Genomic DNA, 18,844 nt, shown 5'->3' on the forward strand with positions numbered 1-18,844 from the left:
TTATAACATTTTATAAAAATCTAACATTGATTCCTTTACCAAGAAGTTGGACGCACTATTGACTTTGGTAAGATTGTATTAGAATCTCCTTTTGCTGAATTAATCTGAGATTGCGTAATAAATAAGCTATCTTTAAGATTAGCACCTCTAATATCTGCATCACGTAAGTCAACTCCAATAAGATCCGCATAACTCAAATCATTTCCTCTAAGATCTGCTGCTATGAGAAATGCCCCTCTTAGGTCCGCGCCTTTAAGATTAATCTTTTTAAAATCTGCACCAATGCAATCCAATCTGCCAGCAATTGTTTTTTTACGTTTTAAGTTAGTTTTACTGTTACCAAGCGCTTTGGCCCTAACAAATTCGCTTGTTTGCCTGAGTAGAGCATTAACATTATCTCTATGGATCTCTATATCTAAAGTCATAAGGAGGTCGGGTGCCAATTTAGTAATATCCTCTGTTTTGGATATTAGATTATTTATTTTATTTTGTATCTTTTCATTAGTTTGAATTGATAAAGCTTGTTTTAGATACCACAACATTTCATGAAGCTGCCTCATAATCAAAAAGACTTCATACATTTTATCGGATAATTCAGGATTTTCTCTCCAATTATGTCCAGCATATGTAATTTGAGCAACCTTTTGTCCAGCACCAAAACAGTCGTAAGTTGTACAACCTTTAAGTCCTTTTTTTCTCAAATCTTTATGAATAGAGCAACCAAAATCTGATTGCAAATTTAAGCAAGGCTTTCCAGCGCTTTTGTTGTTTGGAAATCCGTCTGAAGCCGAAAAATATAATGCAACACAACAAAAACCAAAGCATTCTTGGCAATTAATTTTTAGATCTTCAAATAATTCTTCTTCAAATGTATTTTCGTTTATATATGTCAAAGTAACTCACCCCGTAATAGTATATATAACACAGTCGTAACTTATAGCAAGTAATTTAGCATTAAAATATTGTATTATTTATTTAAAAGCTTATGTTCCAACTACATTTAGAATTATTTTAACATAATTGGAACTATTAAACTACTTTAATAGGATTAGAAAGTTTTTATTTTAATTTTTTAGCTTCAGCAACTAACTTATATAGAGTGTTCATGGCTTCCATAGGATTTAAACTTAATATATCCACTTCGCTAACTTCTTTTAGAAATGCCTCTTTTTCTATAAAAGTAAAATCTAATTGCATATTGTTAGAAGATTCCTTATTCTTATGCTTTTTAGATGAATTTTCAGTCTTTTCATCAATTCTATAATCAGCTTTATCACTTTCTGCTTTATCAAAGGAATCTTTTGCTTCAACTTTTTCTATATATTGACTCTTACTTTCACAGGCTTTTTCAGTAATAGTAACTACACTGCTGCCTCCATTTATATCTACAGCAACCTCATTTTCTATAATTTCTGTATTTGTAACTTTGTGTATATCAAAATTATTTTCGCCTTCAAGGCCTAGAAGAATTTCTTTTGCTCTATTAATGACATCATCAGGAAGTCCGGCAAGTTTTGCAACTTCTATACCGTAAGACTCATCCGCACCACCTTCGACTATCTTTCTTAAGAAGATTACGCTATCTTTCATTTTCTTAACAGCTACAGAGTAATTCTTAACACCAGGCAAAACTCCTTCAAGTTTTACTAATTCATGATAGTGTGTTGCAAATAAAGTTTTACATCTTAAATTTTCGTTACCAGTTATGTATTCAATGACAGACCAAGCTATCGAAAGTCCATCATAAGTTGATGTTCCACGCCCTACTTCATCTAATAATACTAGACTTTTAGAAGTTGCATTCTTAAGTATATTTGATACTTCCCACATTTCAACCATAAATGTGGATTTACCACCAGCTAAATCATCAGAAGCTCCAATTCTAGTGAATATCTTATCACAAATTGAAATATTAGCACTAGATGCTGGTACGAAAGATCCTATTTGGGCCATTAACGTAATAAGGGCAACCTGTCTCATGTATGTTGACTTACCTGCCATGTTAGGTCCAGTTATTAATAGCAATTCCTTATCACTTTGATTCAATGTGGTATTGTTTGAAACAAATTCACCCCTTCCAATTACCTTTTCAACAACTGGGTGCCTGCCATCTACTATTTCGATAATTCCATCCTCGTTGATTTCAGGTTTTACATAATCATTTTCAAGAGCGATTAATGCCAAGGTGGAAATACCATCTAGATTAGAAATTATTCTAGCACTTTTTTTTAGTCTTGCAATTTCCTTCTCAATGGAATCTCTTATATCAGTGAATAAAGAATATTCTAAGTTTATAAGCTTCTCTTCTGCACCTAGAATTTTATCTTCCATAATTTTAAGTTCTTCTGTTATATATCGCTCAGCGTTTGCAAGAGTTTGCTTTCTTACATACCTACCTTCTGGAATAGAATTATAATTTGATTTTGAAATTTCTATGTAATATCCAAATACTTTGTTATAACCTACCTTTAAAGATTTGATTCCGGTAAATTCTCTTTCACGATTTTCCAGAGCTGCAATCCATTCCTTACCATGAAGCTTTGACTGTCTTAATTCATCAACTTCTGAATTATAACCATCTTTAATTATATTTCCTTCTTTTATACTTAAAGAGGGCTCTTCTTTAATGGAAGATTCAAGTAATTCTCTTATGTCTGATAGCTCATCTAAATCTTCATAATATTCTTTTAGCAGTTCTGAATTAGCAGTTCCTAAAAGTTCTTTTATAGATGGTAATTTGTCTAATGAAGCTTTAAGAGATAACATATCTTTTGCATTCACATTTTTATTTGAAATTTTACCAACAATTCTTTCTATATCATAAATATCTTTTAAAGAACTTCTTAAATCCTCATTAAAACTAATTGAACTAAATGCTTCGCTAACACCACTTAGTCTTTTTTCTATTTCAGATTTAATAATTAACGGTTCTTCAATCCATTTTCTAATTGTTCTACCACCCATAGATGTGGAACTCTTATCAAGAACCCATAAAAGAGACCCTTTTTTGCTTTTTTCTCGTATACTTTCAGTAAGTTCTAAATTCCTTCTTGAATTTCCGTCGATTGTCATGTAATTAATTATTTCATATTGTTCTAGCAAATTTATATTAGTTAAACTCATTTTTTGAGTTTCATATATGTATTTAAGTAGTACTCTACTTGAAATTTCTCTTTCATTTACTAATCCAGAAACCTCTAAATCCGAAAATTGATCTATAATTTCTTCTTTTGATACGATAAATTCATTAAAGTCTTTCTCTGTAATAAGTGCAGTAGTTATACCCTTTATATCATCTATTAAAGATTGGCTAATGTTTTTATCTACTAAAATTTCTTTAGGTGCAACCTTTGAAATCTCATCTAGTAAGGTTATCTTAATATTATCAAAGGAAGTTGTTTTAAATTCGCCAGTACTTATATCCGAAACTGCTAAACCTATTCTTTCATCACTTTCATATATAGTCATTAAATATGTATTATCATTTTCTAGAGAACTATTAGCATCTATGAATGTTCCTGGTGTAATTATTTTTACAACACCTCTTTTTACAATTCCTTTTGCTTCCTTTGGATCTTCAAGCTGTTCACATATTGCTACCTTATACCCCTTATTAACAAGCCTTGGTATATATGCTGCTGCTGCATGATGTGGTATTCCACACATAGGAGCTCTTTCCTCAAGACCACAATTTTTTCCTGTAAGAACTAATTCAAGCTCTCGAGATACAGTTATTGCATCATCAAAGAACATTTCGTAAAAATCACCTAATCTATAAAATAGAATACAATCACTGTATTCCTCCTTTGTTTTCATATATTCAACCATCATTGGCGTTAAAGCCATAATTAATTTCCTCCTTTTTATGTAGCTAGGTTACACTATTTATCGACCTAGATTTATATATATTTAATTTAAGGGAATATTTATATAAATTTCATTATACATCTAAAAATCCCTAGAACAATTATAACAATTATCTTAGAGATTTTCATTAATATTTTATTTAACTGAAAATAGATATAAATATTTATCTTAAAAGGATTTTTCTAATTTTAGTTTTTCTTAAAATTGTAATTATTAAGGCAGACAATAATAAAGAACAGATAAACCTAAGAATTGTATTTGCAAAAAGTACTGGTATAAACATTGCAAGCCATATCATAACTATTTGATGAGAACAATATATTCCTAAGCTATATTCCCTGCAGGCTTTAGAAACCTTAGTAGAAATATTTTTTGTGGAATTAATTGCCCAAATTAAGATTAAAGGGGCTGCAATTATTGCTGATAGATACATATTAGCGTCCTTAGCAATTCCAGTTTTATTTAACACAAAGGTTTCAATTAAAAGTAATATAATTGAAAGTATACTTAGTAATCCTGACTTTTGTATTTTTTCATTTAATTTATATTTGCTAACGATTGCACCTAAAGATACAAAAAGAATTGATTCAGTAATGCCTATTTGTGGAAGCATAAATATTGAAGTATATCCGTTGATTAATGGATTTATCATAGTTTTTTCAAACAACCCATAATAGGTATCTCCAGTTGTCCCAAATAGATATAATACAAATCCAATTATAAACAAGAAAAACAGCTTGTCTCTTTTTAATAATGGGGAAATTATAAAGATAGTAATAATTAGCGAAGATATATACCAAAGGCTTCCTGTGATCCCTGCAAATAATAATCTTTCAATAATTAAAATAGGTGGAGCACTTAAACTGCTTAAGACAAGTGGAAATAAAGCTATAATCTCAATAAGCACCCATAAAAAATAGATACGTAATAAATGCTTAATAGTTGATTTAGGCTCTTTTTCGGAACCAATTCTATTATATAAAAAATAACCCGAAACCATAAAGAAAAATGGCACAGCGAGTCTAGCAATACCAATACTAGTAGCAATCCATAAGTCATCATTTATGGATTTGAAAGCCATTGTATGAATTGATACAACTGCAATTGCAAAAACTAAACGTAATACATCAACCATTCCATAATGAATATCATTTTTTGATTCCATATCACAACACTCTCCCTGAATATATTAATATTTTAGAGTAGGCACTTAGAATTTTAAATGCCTACTCATTAAAATCATCATAAATTACATATGCATCTTCTTGATTGCTCATTTTTTTACCTCCTACTTACTTATATAAATATAGTAGTACAAGTAATAAGCCTTAGTTACATAAAACCGCTGAATTATACACTTTTAAAGCTCAAACGTCACTTAAGCTAAATTAGAGAAAAGTATATATCCTAATGCCGTGACAACAAAAAATTATATTAATATAAAAAATACACCAAGTTAAATCCAAGAAATCTGAATTCAACTTGGTGCATTTTCTCTATATAGTGATTGTTATAAGATTTTATCATTTGATTTTATATCAACGCAACAAATCTCAAATAATTAAAAGTAGCTAATAATTTGTTGAAACTTTATGTGTCTATCTTACTAAATTTATTACTGTTGCTTTAGGTCTAGACATAGATTCAATTGAATATCTTATTCCTTGAGTTCCTATTCCAGAAGCTTTAACTCCTAGGAATGGGAAATGGTCTGGACCTCTCTCTGTTTTATTATTTACTTGTACTGTACCTACCTCTAATCTGTCAGCTACATAAAATGCATCATCAATATTTTCTGTAAATACTGCACTTTGAAGTCCGTATTCTGATTTATTCGCTATCTCAATAGCTTCATCTTTATCTTTTACTCTTATTATTGGAAGAACTGGTCCAAAAGGCTCTTCCCATGCAAGCCTCATATCAGTAGTAACATTATCAAAAAGTGTTGGGTATATTAAATTACCTTCTCTATTTCCACCAACAATTAGATCTGCACCTTTATCTTTAGCATCATCTATTAATTCCATAACATAATCAGCCGCTTTAGTACTAATTAATGGTACAATATCTACATCTTTATCTAATGGATTTCCGACCACAAGTTTATTCATTTTCTCTTTAACTTTAGAAATTAATTTATCAGCAACTTTTTCTAATACTAAAATTCTTTTTACTGCAGTACATCTTTGGCCAGAGTATGAGTAACCACCTGCTACAATATTATTGGCTGCAAGCTCTAAGTCCGCATCTTCTAAAACTATAGCGGCATCTTTTCCACCTAACTCCATTAAAAGTGGTACCATGCTAGTTAGTTTTGAAATTCTAACACCAACGTCTGTACTTCCAGTGAAATTAATAAAGTTTACGCCTTTATGAGTAACTGCGTAATCTCCTATTTCGCTGCCTCTACCTGTGATTGTATTTAATACCCCATTTGGTACTCCTGCTTCTTGAAAAACTTTTGCTAAGTATAAACCACATAGGCTACCTTGAGTAGCAGGCTTTAATACTAATGAGTTTCCTACAATTATTGCAGGCGCTATCTTTGATGCTGATAGGTTTATTGGGTAATTAAATGGAGATATTGCAAGAACTACTCCTAATGGCTCTCTATTTACAACTGAGATTTTATTTCTTTTAAATCCAGGGAAAGTATCGCCTGGTATACTTTCACCAGACATATTCTTAGCTGTATCAGCAGTGAATCTTATAAAATCTGCTGTTCTATGAATTTCAGACTTTGAGCTCTTTCTGTCTTTACCAATTTCTCTGACCATAATATCAACAATTTCATCAGTTCTTTCAACTAAAATATCAGCAGCTTTATATAAAATCTCGGCTCTTTCACTCATTGGAACTTTACTCCATTTTTTTTGGCCCTCTTTTGCAATACTTATTACATTATCAACATCTTCCTTTGTCATAGCAGGAACTGTGCCAATTAATGAATTATCAAGTGGCGAATAGATTTCAATTACTTTGTTATCTTTACTACCAACCCATTCACCATTTATTAAATTTTTAAAGTTATTATTTTCGCATTTTATACAATTAAACATTCCTTCACCTCTTTAATACAATTTACTAATTAATATTAATTATCATTTAATAATATAATATACTAATTCTTATATTATATCCAGATAAATTAATAAAATTTAATAATTAATATATTTTTATTCTTGGAAATACGGCTTATTGTTATAAAGTATGGAATATAAAAAATTACTTCTTATGAATTTTATGAAAAATTTAAGATTAAAATTCATATTAATTAAAACTTTAAAAATATCCAATACCTCTTCATATAAAGCTTATAAAAATTAGTTATTTTAGCCTGTTATCTTTAGTAAAGAATGTTCTATATCCAAGAGTTACAAACAAAACAGTGGATACAGCAGTACTACCTAATATAGCAAGCATTATACCAATTTGATATTTTATTGCAGTGATAGGAAATGTTCCAGAAAGAATTTGTCCAGTCATCATTCCTGGTAGAGATACAATTCCCATAGTTAGCATATTATTCATAGTTGGAAGTATGGCGCTGTCGAAAGCATTATTAACAATTTGTCTAGTGGCATCAAGTGGGCTTGCACCAAGCATTAACGAATTTTCTATTTCAATTCTTTTATCTTCAAAATCACTACATAGTTTATTAGCTCCTAGTGCAATACCTGTCATGCTGTTACCAACAATCATACCTGAAATAGGAATAAAATATTGAGGATTGAACCATGGCCGAACACTAAGAACGACTATTATAAAAAAAGCTGCAGTCAAAAGAGCTCCAAAGGTCATTGAAATAGCAATTATACTTTTTAATTCCCTTGACATTTGAACTTTAACTCTTTTTATTGAATTATAAATTGCAAAAGAAATCATAATTATAATCATAAAAGAAGTTAACCACCAACTTGGATTATTAAATACGAACATGAGAACATAGCCCATTATAGTAAGTTGTATTGTCATTCTAGTTGAAGCAATCAATATTTGTTTTTCTCTTTTGATGCCTCGTGATTTAAAAATAATAAGCATTATTAGTACAAAAATATAAGCAATTGAAAGTTGGAAGACTGATAGATTCATTACTGCATTATTCATAATAAGATTTCACAACCTCTCCATTTTCAATCCTAACTATTGAATTGTTATATTTTTGGGCTATTTGCTCTGAATGAGTGATCATTATAAGTTCCTTATTGTTTTCTAACACAAACTTTGAAAAATTATCTATTATAAATTGTTCAGTATCTTTGTCTAGTGCAGCTGAAGGCTCGTCTAACAAATATGTATCAGCATCCATTAACATTACTCTAGCTAGGCATAGTCGCTGTTTCTCTCCTCCAGAAAGGTTACCACATCCATCAGTGAGTTTTTTATTAAGTTCCACTCTTTCAAGAATTTCTTTCATTCTACTCTTTGATGCAGGAAGTCTTTTTGAAAATTCCAATCCAATTTGGAGATTGTCTTCTATATTACCACTGTAAATAACAGGAGTTTGACCTAGCATAACTACATTTCTACGTAATAATATTGTATCAATTTTAGAAATATCTTTATTATTATAAAGTATAACTCCTTCATCGGGTACGTTTAAACGGTTTAACATACGAAGTAAAGTTGTCTTTCCACTACCAGAAGGCCCTACAACACATGTAATTGGTTTATCTATATTCAGAAATTTGATATCTAATATATTTCTAAATTTTATATTTCTAATTTCAAACATATTAATTCACTTCCTCATTATATAGCGTTTGTAATCATTTCCGCACATATCATTCAAATTGATTGATGACATAAACTTTATTATAGATAAAAAATCGCAGGCGACTGTGGTTAAGTTCCGTATTTTGCTTCGCACTCTTTAAGAATAAAAAAACCTTGTAACAATTATATCAATAATTACAAGGTTTTTCATTAAATCTATGAATTTTTAATAAGCCCAATAGCTACACCTAAAACGTTAAATTGTTGATCCTCTATAATAATTGGCTGATATTTGTCGTTCTCAGGTATAAGAGCAATTTTCCCATCAATGACTTTATAAGTCTTAAGCGTTGCTTCACCTTCAATATCAACAGCAACAATATCCTTAATACGTGGCATATTCTGCTTACTTATTACTACATAATCTCCATGATAAATATTTTTATTTATCATGGAATCACCTTTAACTTTAAGCATAAAAACATCTTTTGAAGTTCTTATCCAATCCTTTGGTAATGAGTAGCTATCCTCAATATATTCATTAATTAAAATTGGATTACCCGCTGCAATCTCATTAAATACAGGAATATTTACTACGTCGTCTACTTTTTCTTCAAAATTGTTATAATCTACATATATTTCATCTACTGATCCTGAATCTTTTATAAATCTATGAGATATATTTCTCTTTAAATCTATATATTCTATAGACCCTAATGTAAGAGATGAACTTTGTAATGAATTCTTATTAGTCTCATTTTTTTGAATCAACTTATCACTGCTATCTCCAAATTTTTCGATATCTTCAACTTCTATTTCCTTGTAAGATTCATTCAAAGAAATACATTTTCCCTTCATATCATATCCTAAACTAGAAAAGCGGCGTCCCTTAACAAGCCAAGCATTAGGAATAGCGGTTTCAAAAGTATCCATAATAAATGTTATACTAGAATAAGATTTTTCATTATATATTGATTTAACTAATTCTAATTGAACTTTCGTAAGTTGCTGGCTATTATCTATGAATATATGGGTATAATTAATTATTGGAGCTTTTTTTGCTTCATTTAAAGCTAAAAGTTCCATGTCTTGAGCATCTACTTTATTAAGTTTTCTTAAGTTATTAGTATATTCTTCTAAAACTTCAAAGATAGCTTGTCTTTGCTTAGAGTTTCTTCTAAGAATTTTAGATATCTCAGTGTTCAAATTATTAATTCTACCAACTCTATTAGCGCATTGATACTCTTCAAGTTTTAAATAATTACATGATTTAATCCATTTAATCTCGTCTTTTATGAATTCAATATGATCTAAATTTAATATATTCGGTTTTTTCTTTTCGTATCTTTTTGACACTATACGTATTGCATCTTTAAGCTCAGCTTCACGTTCTTCAAAAGATGCCAAAGTAAGATTTATATTATTATTTTTTACATATTTATTTAAATAATAAGAGACTAAAGAATCTATTGTCCTTATTTCTAATTTATCACTATTATCTTCATCAAAGAAGCTATTTTGATGATATTTTTCACCTTCAATATTTCTATAGACAGAGTAAAAATAATCAGAATATTCTTCGCTACAAGCTGCGACAAGTATTTTATCATCCTTAGATATACAGTAATTATTAAGTAGTGATGGAATCTTATGTATAAATGCAGTAGTCTTTCCAGAACCTTTTGGACCTTTTATTAATAGATGACCATTTGGCTTATTATTAATTATCTTTTTTTGTTTTTTGCCAAATTCCATATTTCTCCCCTCCTTTTTTCATTGAATTTCACTTTATAAATCGAACATGAATTCTTAATTATTTTGTAATTATACTATACTTAATAGCTGTATGTAAAGTTTAGAGAAGTAACGTAAATTTGTTTGTCGATTATCGAAAAATCTTTAATTAGCTGGTCAAACATTGTATTAATCTTATAAAATAGTTATAATAAACAAAGTAAAATAAGGCAATTTAAATATGGATATACAAACGAAAAAGGAAGGTGACATAATGGAATCCAATATTATATTTTTTGATATTGATGGAACATTATTTAATGAAAAGACTTATACAGTCCCTAACAGTGCTAAGGCGGCTCTAAAAAAAGCACAAGAAAATGGGCATCTAATCTTCATTAATACAGGGAGAACAATTATAGGCATAGATGATTGTGTCAAAGAACTAAATTTTGATGGTTATGTTTGTGGATGTGGAACTTACATAGAATTTAAAAATAAAGAAATACTACATAGGAATCTTGGAATAGATTTATCAAAAGAAATTGTAGCCAAGCTTCGCAAATATAATATCGATGCTATATTAGAGGGTAAGAATGACATTTATTACGATACTAATATACATTCTAAAGAAGTTCTTAGAATCAAAGAACGTCACATAAGGGAAGGATTTTATAAAGGTAAAACTTTTGATGATACTGAAATTAACTTTGATAAATTTGTAATTTGGACTAATGAAAATAGTGATTTTGAAAGCTTTCATAACGAATTCAAAAGTTTATTTGAATTTATCCATCGTGGTGAAGGCTTTTATGAATTAGTTCCTTTAGGATTTTCTAAAGCATCAGGTATAGAATACTTAATAAATTATTTAGACATTCATCACGAAAACACATATGCTATTGGTGATAGTACAAATGATCTATCTATGCTTAAATATGTAAAAAACAGTATTGCTATGGGAAATAGTACTCCATTATTATTTGAATTAGTATCATTTGTAACAAAGGATATTGAGGATGATGGAATTAAATATGCTTTAAAAAACTACAATATTATATAGAAAATTATTTATTTTTAGTTCCTCCTAAAAGAAATGTATAAAATAGCCTGTCGCTAAATATACATAGTAGAAGAAATCTTTTAGGAGGAAAATACTAGGATTCAAAAAATAAATTTATATTGGTATATAAGCAAAAAGCACCTAATAATATAAAATTTCATAGTATAATAGGAAACCTTTAAAATTTAAGGAGTAGTAAAAGTGGAAAATTCAATTAAAGCTATTTGCAATACTTCAACATACTTGGATAAATATCATTCGAATACAAACTTTTCAAGTAATGATTCATTACTCGTTGGGTCCATAAACAATAGGTCACTAGGCAATAATCGCTATATTTCTTTATTAAACTTTCAACTATCTGAATTACATCCTAACGCTGTAAAGAAAGCATATTTATATTTGTTTATTCAAGATATTAAACCAGATTATAAGAATTCCTTTAGCTTTGGTATTTTAGGTAATTATAGCAATATAGATATAGCTGCTATTGATTGGTCGAGCTTGCCCAAAAAGGATTATACAAAGTTATTAAATCATATAGTACATGGATATAATATGGGACATTATTTAAAAATTAATGTTACTTCATTAATTAGATCTTTAGCAACACATAACGAAAGCTATAATATATTTTTACTTCCTCAAAATCAGGATTCTAATTCAATTATTAAATTATCTTCATTCGAGTCAAAATATCCTCCATATTTAGATATAATAACATATAATACAGATTCGACAAATAATATAGATTTATCGGAAGAACTTAATATTGAAACTTATATTGAAGAACCTGTTGAAGAGAATATTTACGATGATGAGGAGACTGAGACTAATAATTCTGAGGATATTTCTGCATCAAAGGAATCTTCAAATGTTGAAAGAGATAGTGTAAAGGATCAAGAAGATGTTACATTAATTAATCATTTGCTTAATAAAGTTATGGAGATCTTAGTAAATCAAGATTTGAAACTAAATTCTCTGAACTCTTACAGTGAATCTTTAGGCCAAGAAATAAACATCCTATCAAACAAAGTTGCAGATATCGGTGATAAAATATCTTCATTAGATGAAGATTCTACTAATTTAAAACAAAATGATATTGAAACGTTAAATATAAATATGTCATCATTAAATAATCAGCTATTGGAATTAAAAGCTCTATTACCTAATTTAAGTGTAAATATTGAGAATCTAAAAGAGACAATTAATGAATTTACTAAGACAGGGAAACCTGATTTTTCTAATTTGAACTCTATAAGCTCTCAATTATTAGAAGTATCGTCAAATTTGAATTCATTAACGAAATTGATTTGTTCCATAAAAGCTGAGCCCGTAAACTAGACTACAATAAAAAATCATTCAATATGTATTGTATAATTAAAGTTCTTGTTCAGGTAATAGTAAAATTATTTGAGCAAGAACTTTAATTATATGCTCTATTATTGATTAACACTTGTCTATCTTTAACGAGACTTATTAAAGGTTCTTGCTCAAACATGCAGTCTTCATTAGGAATATAGTTTAGAGCCTTTTTATTAATTATATTATTTATACATGTTTTTATAATATTTTTGATAATCACCAGAGGTTACATTTTTCATCCACTCTTTATTATCTAGATACCACTTTATTGTTTGTTTTATTCCAACTTCAAAAGCAGTTTCTGGATACCACCCCAATTCCTTTTTTATTTTGTCTGGCGCTATGCCATACCTTCTATCATGTCCTTTTCTATCCTCAACATATTTTATTAAGCTTTCACTTACATTCTTATCTACATTTTCGTTAATATAAGAAATAACGGTTTTAACAATTTGTATATTAGTTCTTTCGTTATGACCACCAATATTATATATTTCTCCTATCCTGCCATTATTAATTACCATATCAATAGCTTTTACATGATCTTCTACAAAAAGCCAGTCTCTTATATTCATTCCATCTCCATAGACAGGAAGTCTCTTATGATTTAAACAATTATTTATTAATAAAGGAATTAACTTTTCTGGAAATTGAAAAGGTCCATAATTATTTGAGCACCTTGTTATATTTATAGGCATTTTGTACGTATCATAATAAGCTTTAACTATTAAATCTGCCCCTGCCTTGCTTGAAGAATATGGGCTATGAGGATCTAAAGGGGTAGTCTCTTTAAAAAAGCCTTTAGAGCCTAAGGAACCATAAACTTCATCCGTTGATACTTGAAGAAATTTAACGCCTTCTTCAAATCCTTGATCATTTACCCAAGCATTTTTTGCGCAATTGAGGATATTAACAGTACCAAGTATATTTGTTTTCGCAAATACTTCAGGTTCTTTTATACTTCTATCAACATGGGATTCTGCTGCAAAATGGACAACATAATTTATATGATATTTCTTAAAAAGTATTGCAACTAATTCTTTATCACAAATATCTCCTTGAACAAATTCATATCTTTTATCATTCTCTATTGATTTAAGATTTTCTAAATTCCCTGCATAAGTTAACTTATCTAAATTTATTATATTAATATCTTCGTATTTATTTAGCATATATAAAATAAAATTTGACCCTATAAATCCAGCTCCACCTGTAACTAAATAAGTTTTCATGACTACAACTCCTTCATTTCACTTGCCTAATTTACTTATAAACGCTTCTATTGCATCTTTCCAATCTCTCATTTCATCGCCAACAGTATTTCTTAACATCGCATTATCGAGAGACGAATATTTAGGCCTTTTTGCCTGAGTCCTATACTCTTCAGACGTACAAGGTCTTACTTCACATTCTTCTCCAGATAATTTAACAATTCTTTTAGCAAATTCATACCATGTACACTCGCCATTATTGGTACAATGATATATTCCATAATCTTCTGTTTCTATTAGCTTCAAGATATGATATGCTAAATCATTAGCATAAGTAGGATTTCCCATTTGATCATTTACAACATTAATATAGTTTTTTTCTTTAGAAAGTTTCATTATGGTATAAACAAAATTACTTCCTACATAACCATAAAGCCACGCTGTTCTTACAATAAAATGCTTTGAACATAATAGCTGTACATACTGCTCTCCTAGAAATTTAGTTTTACCATATACACTAGATGGTGAAGCTAAATCATATTCTTTTAATGGCTTATGAGTATTTTCGTTAAACACATAATCGGTAGAAACTTGTACTAGTTTAGCGCCTATTGAGTCACAAGCTATAGCAAGATTTCTTGGTCCTATTGAGTTAACTCTAAACGCAAAATCTTCATCAATTTCGCATCTATCAACATTGGTGGCTGCAGCACAGTTTATTACTACCTCTGGCTTTAAATAACTCAGTGCCTCTTTAACCTTGACTAAATTTGTTATATCTAGCCTATCTACGTCAAAGCCAATAACTTCAGATACTTTTATACTCTCCGATATTTCTCCTATATCAGCTCTTCCGATTTTTATTATTTCAGTAATCTCTCTACCTAACTGTCCTTTTGCTCCAGTTATTAATATCTTCATTATAAAATAAGCACCTCTTTTAACTATATATTATAATCTGGATATTACCTTAAAAAATTTCATTTATTCCTACATTAACTTTATCATTTTCTGATAAAATTACCTTAATAACTTTCTATAAAAGTTATGCAACGTTTAATTAGTATCATTCCTCTTAATCCATTCCCTGTACTAAAGTGCATAAAAATCTGTACTTTTATAATTAAATATAGCTTCATCATAAAGTACTAAAAATCAATATGAAAAATCTTACGGAATATAAAATAAGCTTTATTATATAATGATATGTAAAAATTAGAGGAATGCTGCAAATATATTCGTCATTATTTTCAATTCTTTTGCTCTCCTCTAATATTCCATAGATTATAGTTATTGTATATAGGTATGGATATCATTTCATCTACAATTGCTTTTGTAGAAATCAAAACACTAACTTCAAACTTCATTTTTTCATTTGCAACAACTGGATTGCTTGTTATTGTAGCAAAAGAATTTACTACAAACTCTACTCCTTGTTGTTCTGCATAAACCGGGATATATAACCTTGCTTTCTGCATTCCTTCAATCTTTCCTTCTACAATATATTTTTCTTCATCCTTACCTTTAAACTCCACGATATATGGTATGTAAAAATTATATTGTAATATTGAATAATCTTTTCGAGTATCTACAATAGTTACATTTTTTGTTTCATTTATAACTTCACATTTTTTAAATTTAATATATTCTAGGTTTATAATTGCATCCTTATTTAAGGGTAGTCTAATTGAAATTTCAGAGAAAATTATTTTTTCTTGATAAGTAGATAGAACTTTTTTTGCGATTATAGTAATGCTATTTTCCTGTTTTAATTTTTCTTCTGAATCTGTTAAATTAGAAAATTCCTCCTGAGCTTGGAGTTTACTTTTAGTTACTATCCCTATATCATATGGAAGACTATTATTTTGTTCAAAAGTAAATGTATCTATAATTTTATTATTCGAAGTATCAATTCTATCAATTACTCCTCTCCCATCATCACTTCGACTTGTTACTAAGAGTATTTTTTTGTCTGGAGACAATCGAAGCCTTTGTATTTTGGGAAGCGTAGTTTTTATATTTGTTATGCATTCTTTCTTTAGCAAGTCTATAACTTCAATTCTATGCAAGCCACTATTAGCTGCATACAAAAAAGTTTCATTCTGCTCTAGAGCTGTAATTATAGAACCTATTTGTAGGCTTATATATGAAATATCTCCATTTTCAAGATTAAGTATAGAGACATTTCCTTTATAATTTCCTTTATTTGCTCCTTTGTTAGCGATATAGATACATTTCTCATTTTTTTCTATAATAATATAGTTTGGTAAAATGCCAACTTCTTTATATAGATTGATTAAATGAAAATCTGATGTATCATATACCTTAATTTCATTCTGTAAAATATCCAATACAAATAATCTTTTCTTAGATTTATCAAGTTCCAAGCAATTTGCCGCTATAAAGCCTTTCAAAGAACCAATCTTTTCACTAGTTTCTAAATTATAAATGCATACCTCTTCCGTATCGCATGCATATATCTTTTTATTATTGGAATCCACTTTTATATTACCATTATTGGGGATATTCCATGTTTTATCAGAATTAAACAAATCATGAATAAGAGTAACTTTATTATTTCTATCACTAGCTATATATATATTGTTTTTTTCGTCTATAACTATATTTTGAGGCCTTGGACCAATTTCAACTTCTTTTATAATGCGATAAGTATCACCATCAATAATAGATACTCTACCTGTGCCTATATTTGATACATAATAAATCATCTTCTCTAGTTTATCAATCATAAGTTTGCTGTCACCCCATCATTTCCTTATATTAAAATTTATGCTTTGTTCTTCGTTATTATGCAACAAAAACATGAAAAGACCTGGTTTAACCAGATCTTATTCAACTAATTCATAAGTTTCATTTTTTCCTTCTCCCAAAATCTTATACATTGCGGTTGGATAAATATTATTCTTATATAATTCTGTTTGAACAATTTCCATATCTATGTCTTTGAATTTGACAGCCTGAGTGCAGCTAATATTAATTTTATTAGGAGCACTAACTAATTTTGTTTTAATATTTCTTTTAGTTAAATGCTCATATATATATAGTGCTCTCTGATGACAAGTAAATACCATTATATAATCATACTTTTCTGCTTTCATATAAATCGCCTCTATCTGGTGTTATCCTAATATTATTTATAAGATATTTCTACTTTATTGTATGTTCTAAAATTTTAGAAGTGATTCTATATTCCACTTGGCTTCTTTCTTAATAAACGTTCCATAATAGATTGATTCCTTTCAAATTCAAGATCTTCATATAATTTATTCTTTTCTTCATTTATTGTCATGACTTTCTGTCTAATTATTAGATTTTCATTTTCAAGTTCTAATAATTTTTTTTCTATACTTATCCTAATATCTTTTTCTTTTAGTAATTGATCTTTTGCTTCATCCAACTGTTTTTTTGCATCATCCAGCTGCTTTTTTGTATCATCAAATTCCTTTTGAAGATTTTGTTGTAACTCTATAAATACATTATAATTCTCATCTGTCTTACGTTTTTGTTCTAATATTATTGCAATTCTCTCTTCATAATCATCCATGAATCTTTGTTTTTTTTGCAATTGCATATTTAATGAATCAATTTTCCTATCCAAATTTTTCTTTTCTAATTTCACTTTAGATAATTCGATTTTTAAATTTTGAATTTCTTCATTTTCATTAAATGAAATTTCATTATTAACTTGATTCGTCTCATGTTTCAATGAATTATTCATAGTAAATCTATTTGGAATATATAGATTTAAATCAGGTTCATCTGTTCCGTAAGTCTCTAGTAATTTAACGGAATTATCTCTGTTATAATGCATAAAACAATGGTATCTCATTACTGTAAATTCATTACCTTTATCAAAATATATAGGGCTTTCCCATTGCTCATTATTAAAAAATGAATAAAATATCTTATTTTGTTCTATCCAACAGGCACATAATTCGTTATTTCCAATAAATAATATTGGATCGATTAATTTCATATTACTTTCACGAACTCTGTAAACTTGTATATTACCACTAATATCTATACAAACGTGATCAATAAAATACAATAAATCTTCTCTAGATTTGTTTAATATATGAACATCCTGTTGTTGGTCCCTTAACACTTCAAAAGATATATCATCTCCTTGAATACCATAAAGTCTTTTAGCAGAAGACCATTTACGATTTTCAAAGTTACAATAGTTTAGTGAGACTTCATCTCCTTCATCTGTGATGAAAAATACTTCAAGACCACTTTGTTCATTTGTGTTTACTAAATAATATTCCTTTAAGTTAGGTACCAAGACGATATCTTGCAGCGAGAAAAATTTCGTCTCTTTTCCATTCCAGGCGCAATGCATTAACACACCGTGATCACTGCCATCATTGCTTATGAGCAAAAAAAATATATGCATTTCTTCTCCAATAATTTCAATCTTTAAATGCTCTATTTGAAACTCATCAAAATCCATTTGATATAGAGTTTTTCCGACCCAATGTTTATCCTTCATTGTGCAATATTTCAATTCACCCTTAATATTGCTGTATACTATATGTATTCTTTCATCCCCCTCAACATAAACAGCAAACCCCAATACTTCATTATTAATCAAATTTTCTTTAGTCCATTTTCCTTCTTCATACATAATTTTATAACACAATTCTCTATTATCATTTCGGAAAAATTTCCATATGTTATCAGTATAATCAACATATATACTATTCATGCCACTCCCTCCTTAATAAAATTATATTTTTAATAGAAGTTTATTATGCTTTTTTGTAAAACTTATTTTAATTTAACTTTTATTATCACCAGCATAATGTAATTTCATATAATGTATTGTAAATGTTGAATAGACTTATATTCAATAGACTTTTTGAAG

Annotated in this window: 13 protein-coding genes and 1 pseudogene; 2 read left to right on the forward strand and 12 right to left on the reverse strand. The window is 28.7% G+C overall.

The genetic code is table 11. From position 1 onward, the window contains the following. Positions 1 to 35 precede the first annotated feature (35 nt). The 7 genes and pseudogenes from AXY43_RS00965 to lexA all read right to left on the reverse strand — a co-directional run bounded on the left by AXY43_RS00965 (position 36) and on the right by lexA (position 10,338). Complete coding sequence (locus AXY43_RS00965) at positions 36 to 893, reverse strand: pentapeptide repeat-containing protein (protein ID WP_105410787.1); 858 nt, start codon at positions 891 to 893, stop codon at positions 36 to 38. Between the two features lie 490 nt (positions 894 to 1,383). Next, positions 1,384 to 3,846: pseudogene (gene mutS, locus AXY43_RS00970) on the reverse strand (DNA mismatch repair protein MutS); the annotation flags it as partial. Between the two features lie 184 nt (positions 3,847 to 4,030). Further along, positions 4,031 to 5,032, reverse strand: a complete 1,002-nt coding sequence (locus AXY43_RS00975) for an acyltransferase family protein (protein WP_105410789.1) — start codon at positions 5,030 to 5,032, stop codon at positions 4,031 to 4,033. Between the two features lie 433 nt (positions 5,033 to 5,465). Beyond that, positions 5,466 to 6,926, reverse strand: a complete 1,461-nt coding sequence (locus tag AXY43_RS00980) for an NADP-dependent glyceraldehyde-3-phosphate dehydrogenase (protein ID WP_017211594.1) — start codon at positions 6,924 to 6,926, stop codon at positions 5,466 to 5,468. Between the two features lie 268 nt (positions 6,927 to 7,194). Beyond that, entirely contained in the window at positions 7,195 to 7,974 is a 780-nt protein-coding gene (locus AXY43_RS00985; RefSeq protein ID WP_105410790.1) for an ABC transporter permease, read from the reverse strand. After that, complete coding sequence (locus tag AXY43_RS00990; protein ID WP_105410791.1) at positions 7,967 to 8,602, reverse strand: ABC transporter ATP-binding protein; 636 nt, start codon at positions 8,600 to 8,602, stop codon at positions 7,967 to 7,969. Before AXY43_RS00990 ends, AXY43_RS00985 begins: the two co-directional genes overlap by 8 nt. Positions 8,603 to 8,799: 197 nt before the next feature. Then, a complete protein-coding gene (gene lexA / locus AXY43_RS00995; RefSeq protein WP_105410792.1) occupies positions 8,800 to 10,338 on the reverse strand; it encodes a transcriptional repressor LexA in 1,539 nt (512 codons plus the stop codon). Positions 10,339 to 10,591: 253 nt separating this feature from the next. Here lexA and AXY43_RS01000 point away from each other — a divergent pair, with 253 nt between their 5' ends. Next, the gene (locus tag AXY43_RS01000; RefSeq protein WP_105410793.1) at positions 10,592 to 11,380 is read left to right on the forward strand and encodes an HAD family hydrolase; all 789 of its coding nucleotides are present in this window, start codon (positions 10,592 to 10,594) and stop codon (positions 11,378 to 11,380) included. A gap of 201 nt (positions 11,381 to 11,581) precedes the next feature. Beyond that, a complete protein-coding gene (locus tag AXY43_RS01005) occupies positions 11,582 to 12,724 on the forward strand; it encodes a DNRLRE domain-containing protein (RefSeq protein WP_105410794.1) in 1,143 nt (380 codons plus the stop codon). A 203-nt stretch (positions 12,725 to 12,927) separates the two neighbouring features. Here AXY43_RS01005 and rfbB read toward each other — a convergent pair whose 3' ends face one another. The 5 genes from rfbB to AXY43_RS01035 form a co-directional block, all read right to left on the reverse strand. After that, a complete protein-coding gene (gene rfbB, locus AXY43_RS01010) occupies positions 12,928 to 13,977 on the reverse strand; it encodes a dTDP-glucose 4,6-dehydratase (RefSeq protein ID WP_077856107.1) in 1,050 nt (349 codons plus the stop codon). Between the two features lie 18 nt (positions 13,978 to 13,995). After that, positions 13,996 to 14,877 (reverse strand): dTDP-4-dehydrorhamnose reductase, encoded by an 882-nt coding sequence (rfbD, locus tag AXY43_RS01015; protein WP_077856106.1) that lies wholly within the window; start codon positions 14,875 to 14,877, stop codon positions 13,996 to 13,998. A 329-nt stretch (positions 14,878 to 15,206) separates the two neighbouring features. Continuing rightward, entirely contained in the window at positions 15,207 to 16,706 is a 1,500-nt protein-coding gene (locus AXY43_RS01025) for a YncE family protein (protein WP_105410795.1), read from the reverse strand. A gap of 99 nt (positions 16,707 to 16,805) precedes the next feature. Beyond that, complete coding sequence (locus tag AXY43_RS01030) at positions 16,806 to 17,075, reverse strand: DUF3343 domain-containing protein (protein ID WP_012058792.1); 270 nt, start codon at positions 17,073 to 17,075, stop codon at positions 16,806 to 16,808. Between the two features lie 86 nt (positions 17,076 to 17,161). Next, on the reverse strand, positions 17,162 to 18,685 hold the full coding sequence (locus AXY43_RS01035; RefSeq protein WP_105410796.1) for a coiled-coil domain-containing protein: 1,524 nt from the start codon (positions 18,683 to 18,685) through the stop codon (positions 17,162 to 17,164). Positions 18,686 to 18,844: the final 159 nt, after the last annotated feature.

Origin of the sequence: Clostridium sp. MF28 (assembly GCF_002969175.1) — a bacterium.
In the GTDB taxonomy this organism is placed as follows: Bacteria; Bacillota; Clostridia; order Clostridiales; family Clostridiaceae; genus Clostridium; species Clostridium beijerinckii.

What these genes read in the sequence shown, in the direction of transcription:
- AXY43_RS00975 (WP_105410789.1), bottom strand. Translation starts at nt 5,032, where the DNA reads ATGGAATCAAAAAATGATATTCATTATGGAATGGTTGATGTATTACGT.
- AXY43_RS00980 (WP_017211594.1), bottom strand. Translation starts at nt 6,926, where the DNA reads ATGTTTAATTGTATAAAATGCGAAAATAATAACTTTAAAAATTTAATA.
- AXY43_RS00985 (WP_105410790.1), bottom strand. Translation starts at nt 7,974, where the DNA reads ATGAATAATGCAGTAATGAATCTATCAGTCTTCCAACTTTCAATTGCT.
- AXY43_RS00990 (WP_105410791.1), bottom strand. Translation starts at nt 8,602, where the DNA reads ATGTTTGAAATTAGAAATATAAAATTTAGAAATATATTAGATATCAAA.
- lexA (WP_105410792.1), bottom strand. Translation starts at nt 10,338, where the DNA reads ATGGAATTTGGCAAAAAACAAAAAAAGATAATTAATAATAAGCCAAAT.
- AXY43_RS01000 (WP_105410793.1), top strand. Translation starts at nt 10,592, where the DNA reads ATGGAATCCAATATTATATTTTTTGATATTGATGGAACATTATTTAAT.
- rfbB (WP_077856107.1), bottom strand. Translation starts at nt 13,977, where the DNA reads ATGAAAACTTATTTAGTTACAGGTGGAGCTGGATTTATAGGGTCAAAT.
- rfbD (WP_077856106.1), bottom strand. Translation starts at nt 14,877, where the DNA reads ATGAAGATATTAATAACTGGAGCAAAAGGACAGTTAGGTAGAGAGATT.
- AXY43_RS01025 (WP_105410795.1), bottom strand. Translation starts at nt 16,706, where the DNA reads ATGATTGATAAACTAGAGAAGATGATTTATTATGTATCAAATATAGGC.
- AXY43_RS01030 (WP_012058792.1), bottom strand. Translation starts at nt 17,075, where the DNA reads ATGAAAGCAGAAAAGTATGATTATATAATGGTATTTACTTGTCATCAG.
- AXY43_RS01035 (WP_105410796.1), bottom strand. Translation starts at nt 18,685, where the DNA reads ATGAATAGTATATATGTTGATTATACTGATAACATATGGAAATTTTTC.